Here is a 6,763-nt window from a genome sequence, read left to right as displayed (position 1 = left end):
TGACTCTGATGCTGTTAAGTTTCTTAGCTCTAGCTTGAGAGAGAAGCGAAGAATTGCTGTTTGGATTTTTAGTAAATGCTGTTAGTTTGTCATTCTGAGGCTTTGTAAAAGCCGAAGAATCTCTGTGGGCGACTAGTGACTCGTTTGTGAATTCTTCGCTTCGCTCAGAATGACAATAGGGCAGATTTTCTAGCGATTCCTTTAAGGAGTTTTTAGTAGATAAGAGAGATTCTTCGGTCGCACTTCGTGCTCCCTCAGAATGACAAACTAACTTCCCTTGCAAGGTAATTTTATCTTGCGGATTGGATTCATTGTCATGTTTAGCGGGAGTGGTAATGACCGAAGAATTGCTGTTAGAATTGCTAGAAACTCTGCCACTCTTGTCATTCTGAACCCCTGCAAGGGGTGAAGAATCTCTCTTAGCGACTAGTGATTCCTTTAGAGATTCTTCGGGCATAAAGCCCTCAGAATGACAATAAGATAGGGATTCTCTAGTGGCTTTGTGAAGAGACTTTTCGCAATGTTTGGAATGAGAAGTGGGGGTTTGGGATTCTAATACCGACCGACCGACCGATTGATTGATTGATTGATTGATTGATTGATTGATTGATTGATTGATTGATTGATTGATTGATTGATTGATTGATTGATTGATTGATTGGAGTTTTTAAGAATAGGTTTCATTTTAACTTGATTTGGAGATATTTCACTTTCTTTATTTTGATAAGAATCTGCACTTGGAGCAAGCTTTAAATCCCCTTTAGAGAAGCTATCTGCGATTGTCAAATCTTGCGTAAGATTTGCAGATTCTAAATTCTCGCATTCTAAGCTTTGAGATGAATTTTTGGGGTTGTGCGAGGAAGGCGAATGAGGTGTATTAGACATACTCCGCAATGAAGCCTCCGAAGCACTCCCCGAAAAGTCGCTCAAAGCTGAATGCTCCCCTATGAACTCAAAGTTTTGTAAAGCCTTAGGAGCATACAACACATCAATCTCATCGCTAGCCAAAATTTCATTGAAAAATATCTCCTCTGACTTATCCTTATCCTTAATTTGCCCGCCTTTTAAGATACAATCCTTAAAAGGAAAATTTAGCACCACTTCAGTATTGCTTTGTATAAGCTCTCTGTTCTTATTGCTTAAGCCGATTTTATTACTATAAGTCGTGTAGCTTTTATCTAAAATATGCGTGTTTAAGAATGTTAAAAACGCCTCTTTATTGAAAATAAGTGTAGAGTTTAAGCAAGTAAAGAATCTGCTTTTATACGTCTCTTTGAGCGTTGAATCTTCTAAAAGAAATGTAAATAGGCTTAAATCATTGCTAAGAGTGAGGTTAGCCAAAGTGTGGAAATCCCCAAACTTTTTCTCTAAATCTTCTAAAAGTTTATGTTTATCTTGCATAAGTTCCCCCATTTGTTGGCATAAATTAATCACAGAATCTTTGCGTGATATTGGCATAAGATTCTATTCTCCTATCACGTAAGAAGGGCCATATACGCCGTACCTCCTCACTTCGTGCTAAATCTATTTCTGCTAAGATGAGCTCTTCTTTGTCTTGGCTTGCTAGGGCTATGGGCTCACCTTGCGCTCCGTAAATAAAGCTTGAACCCCAAAATCGTATGCCATTGCCCACGCCGCTACTATCAGATTCAAAGCCTATGCGATTAATTGCCATTGTGGGAATCCCATTTGCTATGCTATGCCCTCTTTGCACGGCTATCCAAGCCTCTCTTTGACGCTGCTTTTCTTCCAAGCTATCTTCATCAAACCAACCAATGGCAGTGGGGTAGATGAGCATTTGCGCCCCTTTAAGCGCCATAATGCGCGCAGCCTCGGGATACCATTGATCCCAGCAGATAAGCACACCGAGTTTGCCTAAGCTTGTTTGAATAGGCTCAAAGCCCAAATCCCCGGGAGTAAAATAAAACTTCTCATAAAATTGCGGGTCATCGGGAATGTGCATTTTGCGGTATTTACCAGCAATTGAGCCATCTGTATCAAATACCACAGCGGTATTATGGTATAAGCCTGCAGTGCGTTTCTCAAAAAGTGAGGTAATAAGCACAATATGATGAGCCTTAGCGATATTGGCAAAATATTTCACATCTGCTTCAAAATCGTTAGCATAGTCAAAAAACGTTACATTTTCACTCTGACAGAAGTATTCTCGCGTGTGGAGCTCTTGGAGGGCTACGAGTTGTGCGCCCGAGCTAGCGGCTTTAGCGATCATTTGGGCACTAGATTGCATCATCGCTTCTCTATTGCCTTTATAGGCTTGCTGTAAAAGGGCGACTTTTAGGCGCTGCATAGGTTTAGTGCTTTGCATTACTTACTCTTCATCATATTCGCTATCGGGATTCTCATAGTCGTCATCATCATAATTATTATATGCCATATCTTCATCTTGCTCATCAAAGTATTCAAAATCTTCATCTTCTGGGGTATATCCCTCATCTTCATAATCATCATAGTTGTTTGGCATAATCATTCTCCTTGAGTATATGTTGTATCACTTCGCTAGCGATAGTTAGCCCAAAGCTCGCTGTAACCGCGCTAAAGCTCCCTAAAGGTTTGCACTTTGGCTTTTCAGGGCTAAAAACCGCTTTGAAAGCTTTCTTAATACCAGCTTTTTTTAAATGGTCGCGTAATTTGCGAGCAAATTTGTCTCCATGGGTTTTCCAAATGCTATCTACTTGAATATGCAAGGGGCTTAGCTTTTTAGCACTGCCTGTAGAGACGATATAGTGTCCCATTGGCTTATCTTGGGCGATTTTAGCAATCTCCACTTTCGCATAAATATCATCAATGGCATCGATAATATAATCAAATTTCATAATATCAAACGTTTTAAGAAACTCTGCATTTACTGCTTCTTGCATAGGGATGATACCCGGATACATTTGTGCAAGAACGCGAACTTTTGCTTCATTGATATGCTCTGCGCCGATTTGGCGGTTTTGGTTTGTTACATCAAAGTAATCTTTATCTACAATGGTGATATGCTTTACCCCACTGCGGTAGAGGCAATCAAGCGCAAATCCTCCCACGCCTCCCACGCCAAAGAGAATGACCTTTGTATTTTGTATATGTGTAAAAGTATCGCCAAAGAGTAGCCTTGAGCGCGTGTATCTATCAATAATTTCATTCATGGGCATATCCATTGAGAGAGTTTGGAGCTATCTTCATAGCTTGTCATATCAAGCTTGATTGGAGTAATGGATATGTATTTTTCATGTACTGCTTGGAAGTCTGAACCATTAGAATATGACGTATCGCTACGTTCTTGCCATTGTAAGGGGTGCAAGCCTAGCCAATAGTATTCCTGCCCTCGCGGGTTGCGGTGAATATGGGCTTGGTTAGAGTAGATTCTATAGCCCATTTGCGTGATTTTATAGCCTTTGCAATCTTGCGGTGGGATATGGGGGATATTGATATTAAGGAATTTGCGCTCTTCTAGGGGAAAGCCTTTTTGAAAAATGTTTTTTACAATATCAGCAATGCAGGACTTTGCAAGTGCGAAGTCAAAATGCTTTGTGCGATTTACATCATTCATAAGTTGAGATATGGCAATGGATGGTATGCCTTGAATGCACGCTTCCATAGCGCCAGCAGCCGTCCCGGAATAGGTAACATCTTCCCCCATATTTGAGCCTAAATTAATACCTGAAATCACTAAATCTGGCTTATATCCCTCTTTATATAGGGCATTAAGGGCGAGATACACACAATCACTTGGCGTACCATCTTCAAGTTTATAAAAATCATCATCAATTTGCACAAAGTGAAGCGGGCGCGTGAGGGTAAGCCCATGAGCACAGGCGGACTTTTCATGTGCGGGGGCGACTACCATAATATGAGCGAGATCGCATAATGCCTCTTTAAGGGCTAGTAATCCGCTAGAATCAAAGCCATCATCATTAGTTAATAGGATATGTTTCATTCAATCTCCTTAAAATAATCTTTTAAGAGTGCATTGAGATTACTCGCAATGGCATTATCAAACGATAGGATTTTATTCTCTAGCTCCCTCTTTTGGCGCACGAATTCTATTTTTGCTTCTTGTAGCCCAAGGAGATTGACATAGCTATTTTTGTTTATGTCATTTTGCGTTGTTTTCCCCGCTTGATTGGCGTTCAAACAGGTATCTATAATATCATCACGGAGTTGGAAATACACCCCAAGCTCTAAGCCAAACTCATAAAGCGCTAAAGTGAGTTTAGGGGACGCATTGGCAATAAGTGCGCCAAATTGTAAAGAAGTGGCGATGAGTTTTGCGGTTTTGTTGAGATGGATAATTTTAAGCTTTTCTAGTGAGAGTGGAGTATTCTCAAACTCGCAATCAAGCACTTGCCCTAGTACCATGCCGCTAATTCCTGCATCATTTGCAAGTGCATAGATAAGCTTTAAGCGAATATTGGGATCTAGCCGTGCTTGTGAGAGGAGCGCGAATGCGTAGGTATTTAGCCCATCGCCTACAAGGAGGGCTAGTGTTTGATTATATTTCGTATGCAAAGTGGGGTGGTTACGTCTTAGCGGGGCGTTATCCATACAAGGGAGATCATCATGTATAAGCGAATATGTGTGGATACATTCTAGGGCGAGCGCGGGTAAAAATGCGTTTTTAAGAAGTTGCGGGGAGAGGGCATTAAGAACGCAAAAAAGCAGGGCAGGGCGGAAACGTTTGCCTCCATTTTTCATCATCTCCCACAGGGCTTGCTCATAATGTGTATGAAAGCTTGGAATCTTTGGTGCACTCTCATTTAAAAATACTTCAAAATCTTTGAGAATCTCCGTGATGTTGTGCTGCATTACCCCTCCTATACTTTAATAAAAATTTCAAGATTATCGCGCATGATAAGAAGCTGGATTTTCCCCCCGAATCTTTGGTCAAATTGAGCTTGAGAGAGAAGTGTCTTTAACCTTTGGAATCGCTCAAATGCGCTATGTGTGCTAGATGTGATGATTGGCTCTTTATTAATCCACAAGATAGTATCTCCTTTTCTAAGCTCGCTAAATCTCCCCGCTAGGGCGGGATTAATCGCGTGAATGCGCATATTATCATCAAGCTCTATTCCAAAACGTTCTAAAAAACTCTCTTTAAGCAAAAAACCTCCATATCGTTGGCTTACTTTGGCGTTAATGGAGAGGGTTTTGCCATTGCGTTTGATAAGAATCTTCGCATTTGAGCCCTTTTTGAGATTGCTTATTACCCATTCTGCCTCCCCTCGATTTTTTATTTTTATGCCATTAATGGCGAGAATCTCATCATTAAATCTAAAGGCGTGGTTTGAATCAAAAGGGTCTATTATGCTAATGATAGCTTGGGTATGCGAAGATGAGAAGCGAATGCCTAAATCGCCATAATATGGGGATTTTTGCTTTAAAAATCTATCGATATATTTTTGCTCTATAAAGCCATTTCCTCCTGTACCTATACCATAGATTTGATAGCAAATATTGCCTAAGATTCCATTTGCTTGTGTAGGCGCGGAGAATCTTGCATATTCTATAAAGCCATTTTGCCTTTTGGTGATATGCCCTACTTGGACTTTACCGCCAGGGGCAATGAAAGCAAGGTTTTTGTCTTCAAGCGTGCGTTTATCAAGCGGGAGGAGGTCGTAACTTTGCTTTGTGCGTGGGAGGGAGATAAGATAAAGTCCGATAAAAGGATCGGCTTTGAGAATCTTCACATTTTGGGGTTTAGTGGGGGAGTAGAGGAGATGATGTTGCTGAATGCCATCTTTAAGGCTAATGGCATGGCTCTGCCCCACAGGGGTGCTTGCGGCTTTGAAATATTGAACACAATGTGAGTAATCATACGCCCATAAATGAGTGCTATAAAAAAGTAATAGAAAGCTTTTTAGCAGAGCGCTTTTAGTCATTTGGTTTTCCGCCAAAGATATTGAATCCCCCACCAAATCCATTGAGGAGATTCAACGCGCTTGATTGGCGAGTATCTTCTAGGTTTTTATGAAGCTCATTGAGTGCGCTAATGAGTAGAATCTGTAAAGATTCTTTGTCTTCAAGGAGGCTATCATCAATATTTATATCAATGATTTCTCCCTTACCATTGCAGCTTGCTTTTACAAGCCCGCCTCCACTTTTGGCAGTAAGAATGGTTTGCTTATTTTTTTCTTCTAATTCTTTGAGGGAATCTTGCATTGAGCCGAACATAGCTCCAAGTTGGTTTGGGTCAAACATAGCTATACCTCGTGTGTGATAGATAGGATTTGATTATGCTCATTGACTTGCACGATCGTGGGCTTGTAGTCTTTAAGCTCATTTTGCGTATATGAAGCGTAGGCGACTATGATGATAATATCGCCTATTTGGGCTTTACGTGCTGCTGCGCCATTAAGGCAAATTTCACCTTCTTTATCCCCGTAAATGACATAGGTATTAAATCGCTCGCCATTGTTGATATTAAGGATTTCTACTTTCATACCTGCTAAAAGATTGGCACTTAGGGCAAGTGATTTTTCAATAGTGATTGAGCCGACATAATTTAGGTTTGCATCGCTCACATGAGCACGGTGAATCTTTGAATAGAGCATTTCAAATTGCATAGAGAGTGCCTTAGTTTAGAATTCTTTATGATGATGTTTGAGGTGCGATTTTATCATAAAAGTGTGCAAATAAACACCTTAAGTATAAAATATAAAACTTTACACCCCTTAAGCCCCATTTAAGCTTCAAATATGTAATATTTCATTCCCATTTGATTGGGCTTCTGGTTTCTTCTTTTGGTTAGGTTTCATTAATT

Annotated in this window: 10 protein-coding genes; all 10 read right to left on the bottom strand. The window is 40.4% G+C overall.

Annotated features, from left to right (window positions below; genetic code table 11):
• A partial coding sequence (locus CQA63_RS09040) for a hypothetical protein (protein WP_147288780.1) occupies positions 1-457 on the bottom strand: 457 nt, incomplete at its 3' end.
• Positions 458-552: 95 nt separating this feature from the next.
• Positions 553-1,458 carry a site-specific DNA-methyltransferase gene (locus CQA63_RS09035; protein ID WP_115511876.1) on the bottom strand — a complete coding sequence of 302 codons (906 nt, stop codon included), beginning with the start codon at positions 1,456-1,458 and terminating at the stop codon, positions 553-555.
• Entirely contained in the window at positions 1,427-2,326 is a 900-nt protein-coding gene (locus CQA63_RS09030; protein WP_199770721.1) for a carbon-nitrogen hydrolase, read from the bottom strand. The genes CQA63_RS09035 and CQA63_RS09030 overlap by 32 nt, the downstream gene beginning before the upstream one ends.
• 3 nt (positions 2,327-2,329) lie before the next feature.
• Complete coding sequence (locus tag CQA63_RS09950) at positions 2,330-2,482, bottom strand: hypothetical protein (RefSeq protein WP_170128398.1); 153 nt, start codon at positions 2,480-2,482, stop codon at positions 2,330-2,332.
• On the bottom strand, positions 2,466-3,149 hold the full coding sequence (locus CQA63_RS09025; protein WP_104700627.1) for a ThiF family adenylyltransferase: 684 nt from the start codon (positions 3,147-3,149) through the stop codon (positions 2,466-2,468). The genes CQA63_RS09950 and CQA63_RS09025 overlap by 17 nt, the downstream gene beginning before the upstream one ends.
• Positions 3,146-3,940, bottom strand: coding sequence for a 5'/3'-nucleotidase SurE (gene surE / locus CQA63_RS09020; RefSeq protein ID WP_104700626.1), 795 nt, complete (start codon positions 3,938-3,940; stop codon positions 3,146-3,148). Before surE ends, CQA63_RS09025 begins: the two co-directional genes overlap by 4 nt.
• Entirely contained in the window at positions 3,937-4,809 is an 873-nt protein-coding gene (locus CQA63_RS09015; RefSeq protein ID WP_104700625.1) for a polyprenyl synthetase family protein, read from the bottom strand. The genes surE and CQA63_RS09015 overlap by 4 nt, the downstream gene beginning before the upstream one ends.
• Before the next feature lie 8 nt (positions 4,810-4,817).
• Positions 4,818-5,882, bottom strand: coding sequence for a PDZ domain-containing protein (locus tag CQA63_RS09010; RefSeq protein WP_104700624.1), 1,065 nt, complete (start codon positions 5,880-5,882; stop codon positions 4,818-4,820).
• The gene (locus CQA63_RS09005; protein ID WP_104700623.1) at positions 5,875-6,201 is read right to left on the bottom strand and encodes a YbaB/EbfC family nucleoid-associated protein; all 327 of its coding nucleotides are present in this window, start codon (positions 6,199-6,201) and stop codon (positions 5,875-5,877) included. Before CQA63_RS09005 ends, CQA63_RS09010 begins: the two co-directional genes overlap by 8 nt.
• A gap of 2 nt (positions 6,202-6,203) precedes the next feature.
• On the bottom strand, positions 6,204-6,566 hold the full coding sequence (panD, locus tag CQA63_RS09000; protein WP_104700622.1) for an aspartate 1-decarboxylase: 363 nt from the start codon (positions 6,564-6,566) through the stop codon (positions 6,204-6,206).
• Positions 6,567-6,763 lie beyond the last annotated feature (197 nt).

The sequence above is a fragment of the Helicobacter marmotae genome, assembly GCF_003364255.1.
In the GTDB taxonomy this organism is placed as follows: Bacteria; Campylobacterota; Campylobacteria; order Campylobacterales; family Helicobacteraceae; genus Helicobacter_C; species Helicobacter_C marmotae.
Note: the sequence above shows the minus strand (reverse complement) of the source record. Positions and strands in the feature narration are given on the sequence as shown.

Bases quoted from the DNA above. Each gene is read 5' to 3' on its own strand.
- CQA63_RS09035 (WP_115511876.1), bottom strand. From the start codon at position 1,458: ATGCCAATATCACGCAAAGATTCTGTGATTAATTTATGCCAACAAATG.
- CQA63_RS09030 (WP_199770721.1), bottom strand. From the start codon at position 2,326: ATGCAAAGCACTAAACCTATGCAGCGCCTAAAAGTCGCCCTTTTACAG.
- CQA63_RS09950 (WP_170128398.1), bottom strand. From the start codon at position 2,482: ATGCCAAACAACTATGATGATTATGAAGATGAGGGATATACCCCAGAA.
- CQA63_RS09025 (WP_104700627.1), bottom strand. From the start codon at position 3,149: ATGAATGAAATTATTGATAGATACACGCGCTCAAGGCTACTCTTTGGC.
- surE (WP_104700626.1), bottom strand. From the start codon at position 3,940: ATGAAACATATCCTATTAACTAATGATGATGGCTTTGATTCTAGCGGA.
- CQA63_RS09015 (WP_104700625.1), bottom strand. From the start codon at position 4,809: ATGCAGCACAACATCACGGAGATTCTCAAAGATTTTGAAGTATTTTTA.
- CQA63_RS09010 (WP_104700624.1), bottom strand. From the start codon at position 5,882: ATGACTAAAAGCGCTCTGCTAAAAAGCTTTCTATTACTTTTTTATAGC.
- CQA63_RS09005 (WP_104700623.1), bottom strand. From the start codon at position 6,201: ATGTTTGACCCAAACCAACTTGGAGCTATGTTCGGCTCAATGCAAGAT.
- panD (WP_104700622.1), bottom strand. From the start codon at position 6,566: ATGCAATTTGAAATGCTCTATTCAAAGATTCACCGTGCTCATGTGAGC.